The sequence below is a fragment of the Endozoicomonas sp. Z74 genome (genome assembly GCF_057680865.1).
On record NZ_JBLYZI010000020.1, the window covers coordinates 1 to 13,615 of the forward strand.

Below are 13,615 nucleotides of genomic sequence, written 5' to 3' on the forward strand. Positions count from 1 at the left end.
CCAATTGTAGATCTGCTGTACGCTGATACCGAGCTGTTCAGCAACAGCAGAAGCTTTGTGGTCTGGTAAGCCTGCCAGACGAACAGCTTCTTTTCGGAACTCTTCGGTATAAGCAGGGTTTCTATATCGGCTCATGATACACCTCCCAGTTAGACTGTAATCTAACTTAGCGGGGTGTCCACAATTCGTGGGTAACTCCTGCATTTTACGCCCATCAATAGCAAACATCTCACGACCAATCAGATTAAATTGATCACAGATCATCAGGATTTGCAGAAACAGCAAACTCACTGGCCCCTGCAGGCGACTGATAAAGTCAGCAATGGTCGTAAAGTGGGGCTGACTGTCTGCAGACAATGCCATGAAAACGACATTCTCCTGACACGCTTTGGCAATCTGGCGGCTGGAAGTGATACCACGGGAATAAGCAAATAGCACCACTTTCAACAGCATGGCCGGATCGTAAGCGGGGCGGCCTCCATCGTCATTCCGATAATGATCATAAAAGATGGAGGTATCTATTTCATGGTCGACCAGGTAATTCAGAGTGTACTCAAACGTACCGGAAACCAGCTGTTCAGAGAGATTCACCGGAATCATCAGGTGTTGATGAGTGTTGTACGGCACAAACTTAGGCATGGCTTGGGCTTTAATGATTATAAGGGGCGTGTGTCGTTATTTTACCAGGCCATGTCTTGGTTAGCAGCTTCGCCAGAGGTTTTTCTACAGGCTCAATGCCTGGTTAGGCTTCTGCTAGATTTTTGGTGAATTTTTTCGCTACTTTCATGTCTTCCATATTTACTAGACATGATATCGCTATTACCAAGAAAGAAGCACAGAAAGCTGTAATGGATATATTTGATAAAACAGACAACCCTTTAATATATATTGGCAATATGCCAACGCCACAAGCAATTAAATAAGAGTAAAAATATAAGGTAACGGCATTATTATTAAAAAATCTATTTCTATAAACTCCTTTCCAGACATAGTTTTTTTCTTCCTCATCAAACTCTATGAATTTTTCTGATAGTTTTCTTCGCCTAATATTTAGGCTTGGTGAATCAGTTTCTAAAAGGTATTTAATTTCAGATATTTTAAGATCATAACCAGTTAATGCAAAGAAACCTTTTTCAATAATAAATGGGTGCGTTTCACTATTATTAAGATCATCTAGGAATTTTTTTGAGAATTCATATTCATCCCTTCTTTTTGCAGATTTTGCAAGTATGACATCAACTATAACTTTATAGATTGCAAAAATACTTGCTAATGCGCCAATAATACTTATTACAATTTTAAAGTCCATTTTCTCCTCTGATGTATTTTGTGTATTGAATCCTAACAGCTACTAGATCTCAAACCGAGCAATATCGAATACTAGGGACAAAAAACTAAAACTAAGAGATATCCACCCAATACCGTTCTTATTAACTCAAAATGAGATATATTGCCAAATTCACATTACACCGAATCTCTTTGATGCAAAATAACTTTCCGGTTTTTTTAAGTAATATTTTTCCAATATTACTCATCCGTTGTAGTTGCATCAATGGATGATCAAGTAAAAAGTCTGCTGAAAACCAGTCATCTCAAAATGATGCTAATAAAAGACGTGCAGGTCGCCATCGATATAGAATTTCGTCAGGAAGTCTGTAACCTAGTCATTCTGAAAAGCTTCAACAGAGCTTTCAGCTTCAAACTCACAGTACGGCCAGGTTTATATTCCAGTAAACAAAACATCCAGTGCAGTCATCAGATCACTGCGGCTCTCTTTGATACTGCCTACCCGGTACTTGAGTCGGTGCCTGTGAATCGCTGACAAGGTGGGTATATCCACAACCCATTCCTGACTATTCAGATTCACCACAGGCATTAATCGGCTTACCTTTAGCTTCAATGAATCCAGGGGCAGAAGGTGAGCAACCACACAGCTTTCAAGTGGAAAAAAATGGCTCTGGAGCATTACCACATAACGCTTCTCAACCCTGAATACATCAAACTGCGTCATCAGTATTGACTCCATACCAGTCGCTCAACATGCCGTCACGCTGGATTCGTTCGTTATACTCTGCAATGGCCTCCCGGTTTTCTTCGAGCCATTGCTGCTCCCGGGCTTTTTTTACCGCAGCCCTGACAGACTCCTCAAACAAATTGGACAGTGGTGGCACTGGCAGCTTTCTTGCGTCTTCCAGTAATGCTTCATCGATGGTGACGGTGGTTCGTGTTTTAGTCATGCTTACCTCCAGTGAATACTTCATGTAAGCATATATTATATATACCTTTATGCTTGATTCTTCACACTAAAAAATGGCTCCTTCTCTTTTAAAGGAATAAATTTGTTTACAACCGCCTGAAACTAACTGGAACCCCATCCAACTTTTTTTGAATCGTGCCAACAAGCAGACCTCTGGCTGCTTAGAAAAAAGCGAGAACGCTACCGCCCGGCTTTCCATTTTCAAGACTGCTCAGGAAGGACGGCTCACTTGTATACACGGCCATCTTTTGCATAAAACTGACCTATCGTACCATAAGAAAAATGGGCATTATATTGACCTTTCTCACAGCCATCTCTTTGAAGCCATGCACTCTTGAGCACAAACTCAAGAAGAAAGCGCCGCAGCCAATTCCTCCTCCTTTATCCCTGCCAGCTACTCTATAATTCCCCTGACTTTGAGACCCAGGGCTATTTTGAGGTTCATTATGAAACAGCATCTTATCGGCCTGATGATGTTATCCGTATTCCTTGCCGGTTGTGCCGTAGCACCGGATGGAAAACAGCCGCCTGAGGGAAAGAAGCCAGATCAGGGTGCTGCCGTTTCCACGGATAAAGCAGCAGTAATGACTGAGCACGATATCCAGTCAATCCCCAGGCATCTTCGTCCGGACTCCCTGGAGCGACGCTCAGATACTGAGGTGGTGATCCGTGCTGGCAAGACCAGAACCTATAAAGAGTATCGGATTGGCGGGCAGCTTTATGCGATTCAGGTGATCCCGAAAATTGGCCCTCCCTATTTTCTGGTGGCCTCAGACAACCAGGGAAACCCCATTGATCCGACGAAAAGAGGAATGCTGGTGCCCTCATGGACGGTCTTTGAATGGAAGTAAAGCGTCTTTATTGAACAGCGTCTTCTGTCGTTTTTCAGAGACGCTTTCTATTTTGTCGTCAGTCATGATAATACAGCGATAATAAACAGCCATAAGCGCCTGGTACAAATAACGGCTCATGGCTTTTACCAACCTGAGCAGGGATACAGTAGAGATAATATGTCGGTCTACACCCATTTAAGCCAGCAGGATATAGAACAGTTTCTGACCCTTTATGATATTGGCCAGCTGGAGCATTTCACCGGCATTGAGGGCGGGGTGGAAAACACCAACTACTTCCTTGATGTGGTCAAAGAGGGCACCCGGACCCGTTATGTCCTGACGCTTTTTGAGTACCTGCCGGCAGAGACCCTTCCTTTTTTCATCGCGTATACGGATGAGCTGAAGGCGGATGGATTACCGGTTCCCAACCCGGTTCGGGATATCAGGGGCAGGGCACTGCATACCCTGAAAAACAAACCGGCTCTGATCGTTCAGTGCTTCAGGGGAAAGCATCCAGACCCAACCGCTTTAACAACCGATCACTGCGCCCAGGTGGGTACGATGCTGGCCCGGATTCACGCCGTGAGTGAAAAATCCCATCTGCACCAGAAAAACCAGCGAGGCCTGCTGTGGCTCGATGAACAGCAGAAACGCCTGCAACCTTTGCTGAGCCCGGAAGATGCCAAATACATGAAGGCGCAGTGGCAGGACATTTCACAGTCTCTCCGCCCATTTACCCATCTCCCGGAAGGATTGATTCATGGCGATCTGTTCCATGACAACGTGCTTCTGGAGCAGGGAAAAATCTCAGCGGTGATTGACTTCTACCAGGCCTGTCACGACTGGCTAATCTACGACCTGGCTGTCACCGTTAACGACTGGTGTCTTACCGACGGTCTGCAGCTGGACCCTGACCGGTTTAACGCCCTTGTAAACGCCTACCGCCAGGTTCGCCCCTTTACTGAGGAGGAGAAAGCCGCATGGCCGCTGATACTGAGGCTCGCCGCGTTCCGGTTCTGGATATCCAGAATCATCACCTTTGTTCATCCTGAAAAGCCCACGGATGATGAACATCAAGAGAGCCTGGTCAGAGCGTTCCTGGATCCGGATGAATTCCGGGATATGCTGAAACTGCGCACCGAATCAGTAGTCCCGGCGCTGCCATAAGGCCAGGTATAAGTTCGGAAAGTAACGCAAAGGTAATGGCTAAATAAAAGCAGGTTCAGTCCGGGTTCAGATGTTATGATATAACGTTATTTGTGTAATGCCTGATCCCGAGACCAATGACTCAACACACCGATCCCTATCGCTCCCATAACCATGAGCATTGTATACAGGATGCTCTGAATAAGGCCCGGCGCCTTTGCCAGCACCGGGGGGTGAGGCTGACGGCACTGAGAGAAAAGGTGCTGGAACTGGTATGGCAGAATCATCAGCCGGTGGGGGCTTATGACATTCTTGCTTCCCTCGCCAGGGAGGAGTCCAGAACGGCACAACCTCCAACGGTCTATCGCGCCCTGGATTTTTTACAGGAGCAGGGGCTGGTTCACAGGATATCATCCATCAACGCCTATATGGGCTGCCCCCACCCCGGAGAGCCACACCGGGGCTGCTTTCTTATCTGTGAGCACTGCCGGACCACCCTGGAGGTGGAGCATCCTGGCATTAATCAGGCCATTCAAACCTGTGCCAGCGACCATGGATTTGCCATTAAAGAAGCGGCTATTGAGCTGACGGGCCTGTGCACCAACTGCCGGGCATCCTGAGGGAAACTATTGATCATGACTCCGTCCCCCCTGCTAACCCTCACTGATATCCGGATGCAATACCGGGGTCGGGAGGTGCTCACGGGCGTCTCGCTTCAGGTGGATCCTGGCGAAATCGTCACCCTGATCGGCCCTAACGGTGCCGGAAAAACCACCCTGGTGCGCATAGCCCTTGGACTCCAGGAACCCTCATCCGGATCCAGGCAGATCCGGAAAGGACTCCGTATTGGTTACATGCCCCAGAAACTGCATGTTGACCACAACATGCCCCTGACGGTGAAGCGCTTTCTCTCCCTGACCGGTTGCCGCCTGGTGGCCATCCGGGATGCCCTGGAACGAACCGGAGTGGCTCATGTCATTCACTCTCCTCTGCAATCACTGTCCGGCGGGGAGCAACAAAGGGTGCTTCTGGCACGGGCACTTCTGCATAAGCCCCATCTGCTGGTGCTGGATGAGCCGGTCCAGGGCGTGGATGTCAACGGCCAGAGAGAGCTGTATCAACTGATCACCGACCTTCGGGATGAATCCCGACACCAGGAAAACTGCTCAGTGCTGATGGTCTCCCACGATCTGCACCTGGTCATGGCTTCTACCGACAAAGTGATCTGCATCAACCAGCATGTCTGCTGTTCAGGGCACCCTCATCAGGTGAGGAAACACCCGGCCTATCTGCGGCTGTTTGGGGGAGAGTCTGACGAACTGGCCATTTATACCCACCACCACGACCACCATCATGGCGTGGACGGACACATCATTGAAGCGCCCGGCTCAGATGCTGAACACACCCATAACCATCCCCATAGCCCTTCTAACAGCCCTTCTCCTGACAAAGAAGGAGCCCGGTAATGTCTGACCTGCTGCTGTATGCCTTACTGGCCGGTTATGGCGTCGCTATTCTGGCTGCCCCTCTCGGCTGTTTTGTGGTCTGGCGACGAATGGCCTATTTTGGCGACACCCTTTCACACTCGGCTTTGCTGGGGGTTTCCCTGGGACTGCTATTGGATATCAACCTCAATCTTGCGGTGATTCTATGCTCCCTGATTCTGGCGCTGGCCCTGGTGAGTTTTCAGGAAAAACAAAGGGTTGCCTCCGATACCCTGCTGGGTATTCTGGCCCACAGCAGTCTGTCTCTGGGGCTGGTTGCTGTCAGCTTTGCGGACAATGTCCGGGTGGATATGATGGCTTATCTGTTTGGCGACCTTCTGGCCACTGGCCCCACTGACCTTTACTGGATCTACGGCGGGGGCCTGCTGGTGCTTTCGGTGCTGATAGGGCTCTGGAAACCTCTGCTGTCCATGTCGGTCCATGCTGAGCTGGCCCAGGTGGAGGGCGTTCCTGTCAAGCGGTTACGGCTGACATTGACACTGCTAATGGCACTGGTGATTGCCGTCGCCATGAAGATTGTCGGGGTTCTGCTGATCACATCACTGATGATTATTCCCGCAGCCACCGCCCAACGACTGGCCCGAACCCCGGAGCAAATGGCGGTATTTGCCGGAGTTCTGGGTCTGCTTGGGGTTTCCGGGGGACTGGCGGCTTCCTGGCAGCTGGATACTCCAGCCGGGCCTTCCGTAGTGGTGACCAGCTTTCTGCTGTTTTTATTCAGCCAGCTGATACCCAGGCATTCCTAGGCTAGAGTTTTTAATGATTTGAATAAGCGGGTCAATTATTTGACTCGCTCATTTCATCAAAGGGCTGCGTAAAGTCGGTTTTATATTATAAAAACACCGTTTACAGCCTTATCAACCAACGTCTAATAGAGTCAATGGCCATACTATGGACAATACTAATCAGTAATAAAACTTTTGATTCCAAGATTGTAAGAGGAGTTAGTTATGAATATTGGGCCTGGAATCCAACTTCCATATATACCGTATAAAGATATGAATCCTGAGCAAAAAGCGATTTATGGTAAATTGAATAAAGCTCAAAAAAAAGCTTTCACAAATGAACTAAAAAATCAGAACGGTTCAACACGCTCAGGAATTAAGGTTGCCATATCCACCCCAAAAGCTGATTCAGATTTTGACATGGAGCCTCACCTAGGTAAATCTGGTACAAACCGGAAAGTGTCGGATAGAACTGCTGATAAAACAGATCCCCCTTCTACTGCAAGCGACCAAGACCATAAGCCTTCTTTTATATCGCCTGAACAACCACTGGCGGCACCACCTCCACCGCCAGCACCACCTAAACAGCCACCAGCTGCACCACCTCCACCGCCAGTGGCCCCAGCTGCTCCACCACCGCCAATGGCTCCGTCAGCCCCCCCACCGCCACCACCGCCTGGTCCTGATTACCAGTCAGTGCACCGTGGCTCTGCCCCACGCCCGACAAGCGCTAAGGCACCAGCTACGACATCTTTGAATGACATTTTATTAGCACGTTTTAAACAAAATGGTGTCGCTCTTAAAAAAGGTAGGGGTCTAACACTTGATCAAATTGAAGCCGAAACAAACAAAAAAATGCAAGAGGCAAGAATAAAGGAAAACAAAATCATAAAATCAGAAAGTAAAAGCGAAACGCAAGCCTCAACATCTTCAGAAAAGACAAACCATTCAGGAAGAGATCACTCAAAACCATCCAGCCCTGGAAAAGCTGTATCCGCAGTGACCAACTGGATGGATGCTAATGACATAAAAGATATGACTGTTGATCAATTTCTCCAAGAAACATATTGGGGATGTACCGAGTCTTTTCTAAGAAATGAATTGAAGACTTTAGTTTTTTCAGACGAAGATAGATTTCAAGATCTGAATCAAGAGTTTTTCTTATTCGCAAAAGATGCTTATAAAAAAGCAACAAAAAGAACTCCACAATGGCAAACAGTAAAAAACTTCAGGCAGGAAAATAACACACTATTTGATAAACAATTAGTTGTTACAAATTTTATTGATCAAATTATTAAAAAACTAAGCAAGTCTATACCTGAAGACAAAGTAGGGCATAAAGAAGCCCTATGCTCTTTAATCAGGAAAAAATATGGCATTCAAAAAAGTGCTTCGGAGTATATTTTAAGAAATGAGATGCTGATAAATAAGGCGTTTGATGAGCACGACGTAACTAGAGAGGAGCGAAACCAGGTCGTCGTGAACACTGAGGCACAGTACTTGGAAATAATGAAAGGAGCATTATCAAAAGAGTATTTAGAGCAAATGAAAAATGAGGCCGCCACTGGAAGAGTGGTAGACATGCTGAGAAAAGACGGAAAGGAGGATCTGGCAAAACAACTTCAAGAGTGGTTCTCAAGTAAGCAGTCTAGCTAGTATGAAGCAAAACTAGCCTCATTACTCCCACACGGTTGTGTGGGAGTGTCCCTTTCCACCCACTTCAAAACCTCTGATCAACCGCTTCCATCACTTTCAATAACTTGGAAGGCTCCAATGGTGGGCGAATAAAGCCGTGGTAATCCCCTTTAGGATTGATCAGAGCCAGATTGGCGCCATGATCCACCAAATAAAATTCATCTTCCGGGTCCACTATCGGGGTATAGGGAACATTCATTTGAACCGCCAGGCTGTGGATACTTTTTACCCCACCCGTCACTCCGATAAAGTCTTTGTTGAAGTAGGGCACGTACCCTTTCAGTTTTTCCACCGTATCACGCCGCGGATCCACAGAGACCATGACATATTGCATTTTCTTCGCCAGCTTCGGGTCTTTTTCTTTCAATAGCCCATCCAGCTTGTTCAACTGGCTGAGCGTAGCGGGGCAGATGTCCGGGCAGAACGTGTAGCCAAAATAGACCAGTGTCCATTGATCCTTCAACCGCCCGGCGCTGAAAGAAGCCCCGGTATGATCCACCAATCCCTCCAGGGTAAATGAACGGGGCGCATCAAACAGGACCGCCCCCATTTGCTGCAACTGTTCTTTTGATAAAGCCGGTTTATTCAGAAACTTGTTGAAGGTCAAACCCAGAACAACAGCCACCGCCGCCAGCAACAGATATGCAGTTTTCCTCACAGCCTTACTCCTTTGACTTCCCACAGCACTCTCCATTAATCCACCCAGAGATAGAACGAATAATGATCCACCAGCAGGACCACAAACAGCAACATTAAATAAGTAATGGAGTATTTAAACGTCTTGATGGCGGCATGAGGACGACTGTTGCGCAAAAGAACGATGGACCAGAACAGGAAACGTCCCCCCAGTGTCAGCGCCCCAGCCAGGTAAATCACACCACTCATTCCGGTCAGAAAAGGCAGCACAGAGACAATCACCATCACCAGGGTATACAGCAGAATATGCAGCTTGGTGTAGGCCTCGCCGTGGGTAACCGGAAGCATGGGTACATCTGCTTTGGCATATTCATCCTTGCGATGTATTGCCAGCGCCCAGAAGTGGGGTGGCGTCCAGGCAAAAATGATCAGCACCAGCAATAAACCGTGACCGTCAAATTGTCCGGTCACTGCCGTCCACCCCAGTAACGGAGGAGCCGCACCGGCAAGACCGCCAATCACGATATTCTGGGGAGTGGCCCGCTTGAGAATAAGGGTATAGATCACCGCATACCCCACCAGGGAGGCCAGCGTGAGCCAGGCGGTCAACGGGTTCACCAGGGTGATCAAAAGTGTCATCCCGATCACCCCGAGCAGTACCGAAAAGGCTATCGCCTGCAGAGGTTCAACCCGGCCGGTAGCCACAGGTCGCTTATGGGTTCTGGCCATGATGGTGTCAATCTGTCGGTCCACTACATGATTGATGACCGCTGCAGCCCCGGCACAAAGGGCAATCCCGAGATTACCAAACACCATCACCTGCATTGGAACCCAGCCCGGAGTGGCCAGACACATGCCGATCACCGAGGTCAGAATCATCAGGGCAACCACTTTGGGTTTGGTCAGCTCAAGATAATCTTTGGCGTTTGCTCTTTTTCTCTCACTATGGGCATTTAAACGGGCACTTCCTGCCAACTCGGTTCTGCGGTGTAGTTGAGAGTTACTCTGACTCATCGTTCCATCCTCCTTTTACCGCTACGGATTCGAAGCCACTGGCTTAATGTGCAGCCGATAGTTCATTGCCACCAGGGTAAGTAGCAGCAAGGCTCCTCCCAGGTTGTGGGCCACAGCCACGGCCAGGGGCAAACTCCAGATAATATTGCTCAACCCAAGGGTTACCTGAATCAGCAATGCCAGCAGAATCAGCACTGCCAACCTTTTCAGGCTGACACTTTCCGCCGGGGCCATTGCTTTATCAGTACTAATAGCATTGGCGGTGCGAAATGAAGAGATAACCAGCAACACCAGAACCAGCGTCGTAATCAGAGCCCCCAGACGGTGCGAAAAATGAATGGCGGTTCTCGCCTCAGCATGGAGCTGCCCACCCAGATAGTTCGGTCCGATGGACTGGCCGATATCAAAACCCTCGGTAAAATTCATTGAGGGAAACCACTGCCCCTGACAGTAAGGGAGGTCAGGGCAAGCCAGTGCCGCATAGTTGGAACTGGTCCAGCCGCCCAGACTGATTTGAGCCACCACCACCAGAAGACCAGCAGCCGCCAGAAACCGTAACCCCTTCAGCCCGGAGCCGTTTCTGGAAGCATGACTTGAAAGCTCTGACCACTGCACACCGGAGAGTCTCAGTGTCAGTAAAAACAATAGACTGAAAGTGGCAAAACCACCCAGTAAATGCGCCGTCACCACCTGTGGCCACAATTTAAGCGTCACTGTCCACATACCAAAGGCGGCCTGAAGAATGATCAGCGCCAGAATAAACAATGGAAGTTTTATGGGCTGCCCAGGCAAACCACGATGTCTGAGTGCCTGAAAAACAATCCCCATCACCAGCAGCATCAGCGAACCCGCCACATAGCGGTGAATCATTTCCGCCCAGCCTTTATCAGACTCCACCGGCGCTTCGGGAAACAGCATTTCTGCCCGGGCAATCTCATGCTCTGTTTCCGGTACCGTCAAAAAACCATAACAGCCCGGCCAGTCGGGGCAACCAAGACCTGCATGAACCAGCCGGGTATAAGCTCCAAGACCAACAACAAGACTGGCCAGTAGCGTTGCCAGTAAAGCCAGGTAAAACCCTCTTTTTTTCATCTCAAACTCCCGGGGTCTGTTTACCATGAAAAGGGTGGATGTGGTTCCACTCACCGACCGGTCAGTCTTTACCCAATAACTACCGGATAAAAACCACCACAGCCGTAAAATAATCATTTAGTACCCAATAAATGGGTGCTAGCCAATATTGGATGCTTTAAGCAATTTCCGGAGGTCTTTCAACAAATCCCCCCCCGGCTGTTTGGCCTGATAGCCCATAATGACATTGCCCAGGGGGTCAATGACGAAGAACCGGTTTTGGGGCCAGTGATCCACGCCAATGGTTTTCCTGACCATGGCTTCTGAAGCGCTCAGCCATAAAACCCCCGGATGCTGCTGTTCCAGGTGGGGGTCAAGCATGGGCGTAGCCGGAGCCACATACAGTCGAACCACACGCTCGGCCTCTTTCCCCAATGCAATATGCACCTGTCGTGTTTTATAGAGGCTGTCCTGACACTCCTGCTCCTCACAGCCGGGGCTTCCAAACACCACCAGTCGCCATACCCCTTCCGTCGCCTCAGGTTCGATTCGTTCCAACCCCCTCATCAGTTGCAAATCCCCCAGCTGGGCAGGAGGCAGCAGTAACTCCCCTTTATTGGTTCTGCCTTCAGGAAGCCACAATCCGGTAAAATACATCACCCAGGCCAGCCCCATGGCCAGAGAGGGGATCAGGATAACCAGCGCCAGTTGCCATTTGCCTCGACGATCCCGATGTTTATCCATCATTTCAGGCATGCCCACCTCCTTTTCCAGAACGAACCATGTGATACCCATAGAGCCCTGCCAAAACCAGCGCCATGGCAAACCATTGAAAAGCGTACCCCAGGTGTTTTTCCGACCTCATGTTCACCATGACAGGACGGTACTGCTCCGCCCCGGGCTGGGGTTTATTCAGAACCACCATAAAAAAGGGCATCTCTGTCTTTACGTGTTTTTTGACATCTCTGTTCAATGCCAGCGCCATCCGGGCAAAATCGATGGTCTGAATTCTTTTTGGCCACTCCTGATCCGATTGCTCAAGCCATAGCTCATCGGATAATAGAAAGGCTTTGCCCAACGGCTGATATAGGATTCCACTGAGTGTCAGGCGCTCTGAGTCAGTATGAACAACAGGCATTTGTTCCCGGTTACCGGCTGGCAACCAACCCCGGTTAACCCATAACCATTGCCCTTCATCGGTGACAAAAGGCATGATCAGTTCATAGCCTGCATGTCCCTGAAACACCTGGTTATCCAGAAGGAAGTATTGATCCGCCACAAAGTGACCGCTGACGTTTACAGGAAGGTACAGGGGGTCTTCATACTGTCCGGCTACCGCAATGGACACGGGACTCATGGACTGACGGGACTCATAGATCTGTTCAATATTCCGCTTTTCCTGAAAGCGGGACAGCTGCCAGACCCCAAGGCCGGTCAGCAGGGGGAAGAGGGCTGTCACTAATAGAGTCAACTTCAATCTGAATCCAGACATCCAGTGAACCATCCAACGGTTTGCTATGTCATACTGTGCTTACAATAAAAGCGGGGTACCCATATGTGGATAAAAGTCGCTGTTCTTATTCTTTTTCTGGCAGTAGTGGTGAGCCTGGCAGCCGGTTTCTATTTTCTCCTGACCGGCCGCAGCAACTCGCCTAACCTGCTGCGCTCCCTGATTGTACGAATCAGCCTTACGGCCCTGATTATGGCGCTGATTGTCATCGCCTGGCTCCATGGAGATATCCACAGCCAGGCGCCCTGGCTTTACCGATAACCCCGGTCAGAACAGGTAGACAAAAATAAACAGGCCAACCCACACCACATCCACAAAGTGCCAGTACCAACTGGAAGCTTCAAAGGCGAAATGATCGTCCGCCTCGAAGTGCCCTTTGTAGATTCTCGCCAGCATCACCGCCAGCATAATGGCTCCCAGGGTGACATGGGCACCATGGAACCCGGTCAGCAGGAAAAAGGTGGAGCCATAGATGCCGGCACTTAATGTCAATCCAAGTTCGTTGTAAGCCTCAATGTATTCCTCTGCCTGAAAAAACAAGAAGGCAAAGCCCAGCACCAGGGTGATAATCATCCAGAGCTTCAGCTTGTAACGCTCATTCTTGCGAAGGGCATGATGTGCCAGCGTCAGGGTAATACTGGAAGCCACCAGCAAAAGGGTATTCAGCAGTGGCAGGTGAAAGGGGTCAACAGTGCCCGCAGCCCCCATAAAGCGTTCATTATCCGGGTTCAGCATCAATGGCCAGTCCGCTACAAAGTCTGGCCAGAGCATTTCGTGGGTCATTGCGCCATCACCTTCCCCGGCCAGCCAGGGCACGGCAAAGGTACGCACATAAAATAAAGTGCCAAACAGTGCGGCAAAGAACATCACTTCTGAAAAAATAAACCAGAACATGCCCCAGCGAAACGTACGATCCATCTGTTGGCTGTAGAGGCCCGAGCGGGACTCCTGGATCACATTGCCGAACCAGCCAAACAGCATCCAGGCCATGATCAGGCCACCGGCATAGAAGACATAGTGGGCACTGGAGTCTTTCACCCCGGCACTCATGTCATTCATCATCATGCCGGCACCGGCCAGTGTCAGAAACAGGCCAATGGAAGCAATAATCGGCCATTTGCTCTGGGCCGGAACGTAATAGGAACCTTCGTTAGCCATCATCCTCTCCTGGTTTGGCGGGGAGTACACCCTCTCTCCCTGAAGATAGATTGCCGTCTTGTCTT

18 protein-coding genes are annotated in these 13,615 nt (G+C 49.3%); 7 read left to right on the top strand and 11 right to left on the bottom strand.

Annotation, left to right across the window (positions count from 1 at the left end; all coding sequences use genetic code 11):
* The 4 genes from ACNRUY_RS07985 to ACNRUY_RS08000 all read right to left on the bottom strand — a co-directional run.
* On the bottom strand, positions 1 to 639 hold a 639-nt coding region (locus ACNRUY_RS07985), incomplete at its 3' end, for a transposase (RefSeq protein WP_488111126.1).
* Positions 640 to 742: 103 nt separating this feature from the next.
* Positions 743 to 1,309: a hypothetical protein gene (locus ACNRUY_RS07990; RefSeq protein ID WP_488111127.1), complete on the bottom strand. Its 567-nt coding sequence runs from the start codon at positions 1,307 to 1,309 to the stop codon at positions 743 to 745.
* Positions 1,310 to 1,720: 411 nt separating this feature from the next.
* Positions 1,721 to 2,011, bottom strand: coding sequence for a CcdB family protein (locus ACNRUY_RS07995; protein WP_488111128.1), 291 nt, complete (start codon positions 2,009 to 2,011; stop codon positions 1,721 to 1,723).
* Entirely contained in the window at positions 1,998 to 2,237 is a 240-nt protein-coding gene (locus tag ACNRUY_RS08000) for a type II toxin-antitoxin system CcdA family antitoxin (protein WP_488111129.1), read from the bottom strand. The genes ACNRUY_RS07995 and ACNRUY_RS08000 overlap by 14 nt, the downstream gene beginning before the upstream one ends.
* A 466-nt stretch (positions 2,238 to 2,703) precedes the next feature.
* On the opposite strand from ACNRUY_RS08000, the gene ACNRUY_RS08005 reads away from it, so the two are divergent.
* On the top strand, positions 2,704 to 3,108 hold the full coding sequence (locus tag ACNRUY_RS08005) for a DUF2782 domain-containing protein (RefSeq protein WP_488111130.1): 405 nt from the start codon (positions 2,704 to 2,706) through the stop codon (positions 3,106 to 3,108).
* On the opposite strand, the gene ACNRUY_RS08010 is transcribed toward ACNRUY_RS08005, so the two are convergent.
* Positions 3,082 to 3,228: a hypothetical protein gene (locus tag ACNRUY_RS08010; protein ID WP_488111131.1), complete on the bottom strand. Its 147-nt coding sequence runs from the start codon at positions 3,226 to 3,228 to the stop codon at positions 3,082 to 3,084. The two genes, ACNRUY_RS08005 and ACNRUY_RS08010, sit on opposite strands and share 27 nt — an antisense overlap.
* Before the next feature lie 39 nt (positions 3,229 to 3,267).
* Between ACNRUY_RS08010 and ACNRUY_RS08015 the strand changes: the two genes are divergently transcribed.
* The 5 genes from ACNRUY_RS08015 (at position 3,268) to ACNRUY_RS08035 (ending at position 8,122) form a co-directional block, all read left to right on the top strand.
* The gene (locus ACNRUY_RS08015; RefSeq protein ID WP_488111132.1) at positions 3,268 to 4,257 is read left to right on the top strand and encodes a homoserine kinase; all 990 of its coding nucleotides are present in this window, start codon (positions 3,268 to 3,270) and stop codon (positions 4,255 to 4,257) included.
* A 116-nt stretch (positions 4,258 to 4,373) separates the two neighbouring features.
* Positions 4,374 to 4,856 carry a transcriptional repressor gene (locus tag ACNRUY_RS08020; RefSeq protein WP_488111133.1) on the top strand — a complete coding sequence of 161 codons (483 nt, stop codon included), beginning with the start codon at positions 4,374 to 4,376 and terminating at the stop codon, positions 4,854 to 4,856.
* Between the two features lie 15 nt (positions 4,857 to 4,871).
* On the top strand, positions 4,872 to 5,702 hold the full coding sequence (gene znuC, locus ACNRUY_RS08025) for a zinc ABC transporter ATP-binding protein ZnuC (protein WP_488111134.1): 831 nt from the start codon (positions 4,872 to 4,874) through the stop codon (positions 5,700 to 5,702).
* Positions 5,702 to 6,487, top strand: coding sequence for a zinc ABC transporter permease subunit ZnuB (gene znuB, locus ACNRUY_RS08030; RefSeq protein ID WP_488111135.1), 786 nt, complete (start codon positions 5,702 to 5,704; stop codon positions 6,485 to 6,487). The genes znuC and znuB overlap by 1 nt, the downstream gene beginning before the upstream one ends.
* A 204-nt stretch (positions 6,488 to 6,691) precedes the next feature.
* Positions 6,692 to 8,122 (top strand): hypothetical protein, encoded by a 1,431-nt coding sequence (locus ACNRUY_RS08035; protein ID WP_488111136.1) that lies wholly within the window; start codon positions 6,692 to 6,694, stop codon positions 8,120 to 8,122.
* A 64-nt stretch (positions 8,123 to 8,186) separates the two neighbouring features.
* On the opposite strand, the gene ACNRUY_RS08040 is transcribed toward ACNRUY_RS08035, so the two are convergent.
* The 5 genes from ACNRUY_RS08040 to ACNRUY_RS08060 form a co-directional block, all read right to left on the bottom strand.
* Positions 8,187 to 8,819, bottom strand: coding sequence for an SCO family protein (locus tag ACNRUY_RS08040; RefSeq protein WP_488111137.1), 633 nt, complete (start codon positions 8,817 to 8,819; stop codon positions 8,187 to 8,189).
* A gap of 35 nt (positions 8,820 to 8,854) precedes the next feature.
* Positions 8,855 to 9,811, bottom strand: coding sequence for a heme o synthase (gene cyoE / locus ACNRUY_RS08045; protein ID WP_488111138.1), 957 nt, complete (start codon positions 9,809 to 9,811; stop codon positions 8,855 to 8,857).
* A gap of 21 nt (positions 9,812 to 9,832) precedes the next feature.
* Positions 9,833 to 10,903 carry a COX15/CtaA family protein gene (locus ACNRUY_RS08050; RefSeq protein WP_488111139.1) on the bottom strand — a complete coding sequence of 357 codons (1,071 nt, stop codon included), beginning with the start codon at positions 10,901 to 10,903 and terminating at the stop codon, positions 9,833 to 9,835.
* Between the two features lie 138 nt (positions 10,904 to 11,041).
* Entirely contained in the window at positions 11,042 to 11,638 is a 597-nt protein-coding gene (locus tag ACNRUY_RS08055; RefSeq protein WP_488111140.1) for a hypothetical protein, read from the bottom strand.
* Positions 11,631 to 12,374, bottom strand: a complete 744-nt coding sequence (locus ACNRUY_RS08060) for an SURF1 family protein (RefSeq protein WP_488111141.1) — start codon at positions 12,372 to 12,374, stop codon at positions 11,631 to 11,633. Before ACNRUY_RS08060 ends, ACNRUY_RS08055 begins: the two co-directional genes overlap by 8 nt.
* 63 nt (positions 12,375 to 12,437) lie before the next feature.
* Here ACNRUY_RS08060 and ACNRUY_RS08065 point away from each other — a divergent pair, with 63 nt between their 5' ends.
* The gene (locus ACNRUY_RS08065) at positions 12,438 to 12,653 is read left to right on the top strand and encodes a DUF2909 domain-containing protein (protein WP_488111142.1); all 216 of its coding nucleotides are present in this window, start codon (positions 12,438 to 12,440) and stop codon (positions 12,651 to 12,653) included.
* A 6-nt stretch (positions 12,654 to 12,659) separates the two neighbouring features.
* Here ACNRUY_RS08065 and ACNRUY_RS08070 read toward each other — a convergent pair whose 3' ends face one another.
* The gene (locus tag ACNRUY_RS08070) at positions 12,660 to 13,550 is read right to left on the bottom strand and encodes a cytochrome c oxidase subunit 3 (RefSeq protein WP_488111143.1); all 891 of its coding nucleotides are present in this window, start codon (positions 13,548 to 13,550) and stop codon (positions 12,660 to 12,662) included.
* Positions 13,551 to 13,615 lie beyond the last annotated feature (65 nt).

What these genes read in the sequence shown, in the direction of transcription:
- ACNRUY_RS07995 (WP_488111128.1), bottom strand. Translation starts at nt 2,011, where the DNA reads ATGACGCAGTTTGATGTATTCAGGGTTGAGAAGCGTTATGTGGTAATG.
- ACNRUY_RS07990 (WP_488111127.1), bottom strand. Translation starts at nt 1,309, where the DNA reads ATGGACTTTAAAATTGTAATAAGTATTATTGGCGCATTAGCAAGTATT.
- ACNRUY_RS08035 (WP_488111136.1), top strand. Translation starts at nt 6,692, where the DNA reads ATGAATATTGGGCCTGGAATCCAACTTCCATATATACCGTATAAAGAT.
- ACNRUY_RS08020 (WP_488111133.1), top strand. Translation starts at nt 4,374, where the DNA reads ATGACTCAACACACCGATCCCTATCGCTCCCATAACCATGAGCATTGT.
- ACNRUY_RS08055 (WP_488111140.1), bottom strand. Translation starts at nt 11,638, where the DNA reads ATGCCTGAAATGATGGATAAACATCGGGATCGTCGAGGCAAATGGCAA.
- ACNRUY_RS08000 (WP_488111129.1), bottom strand. Translation starts at nt 2,237, where the DNA reads ATGACTAAAACACGAACCACCGTCACCATCGATGAAGCATTACTGGAA.
- znuB (WP_488111135.1), top strand. Translation starts at nt 5,702, where the DNA reads ATGTCTGACCTGCTGCTGTATGCCTTACTGGCCGGTTATGGCGTCGCT.
- ACNRUY_RS08050 (WP_488111139.1), bottom strand. Translation starts at nt 10,903, where the DNA reads ATGAAAAAAAGAGGGTTTTACCTGGCTTTACTGGCAACGCTACTGGCC.
- ACNRUY_RS08015 (WP_488111132.1), top strand. Translation starts at nt 3,268, where the DNA reads ATGTCGGTCTACACCCATTTAAGCCAGCAGGATATAGAACAGTTTCTG.
- ACNRUY_RS08065 (WP_488111142.1), top strand. Translation starts at nt 12,438, where the DNA reads ATGTGGATAAAAGTCGCTGTTCTTATTCTTTTTCTGGCAGTAGTGGTG.
- znuC (WP_488111134.1), top strand. Translation starts at nt 4,872, where the DNA reads ATGACTCCGTCCCCCCTGCTAACCCTCACTGATATCCGGATGCAATAC.
- ACNRUY_RS08060 (WP_488111141.1), bottom strand. Translation starts at nt 12,374, where the DNA reads ATGTCTGGATTCAGATTGAAGTTGACTCTATTAGTGACAGCCCTCTTC.
- ACNRUY_RS08070 (WP_488111143.1), bottom strand. Translation starts at nt 13,550, where the DNA reads ATGGCTAACGAAGGTTCCTATTACGTTCCGGCCCAGAGCAAATGGCCG.
- cyoE (WP_488111138.1), bottom strand. Translation starts at nt 9,811, where the DNA reads ATGAGTCAGAGTAACTCTCAACTACACCGCAGAACCGAGTTGGCAGGA.
- ACNRUY_RS08005 (WP_488111130.1), top strand. Translation starts at nt 2,704, where the DNA reads ATGAAACAGCATCTTATCGGCCTGATGATGTTATCCGTATTCCTTGCC.
- ACNRUY_RS08010 (WP_488111131.1), bottom strand. Translation starts at nt 3,228, where the DNA reads ATGAGCCGTTATTTGTACCAGGCGCTTATGGCTGTTTATTATCGCTGT.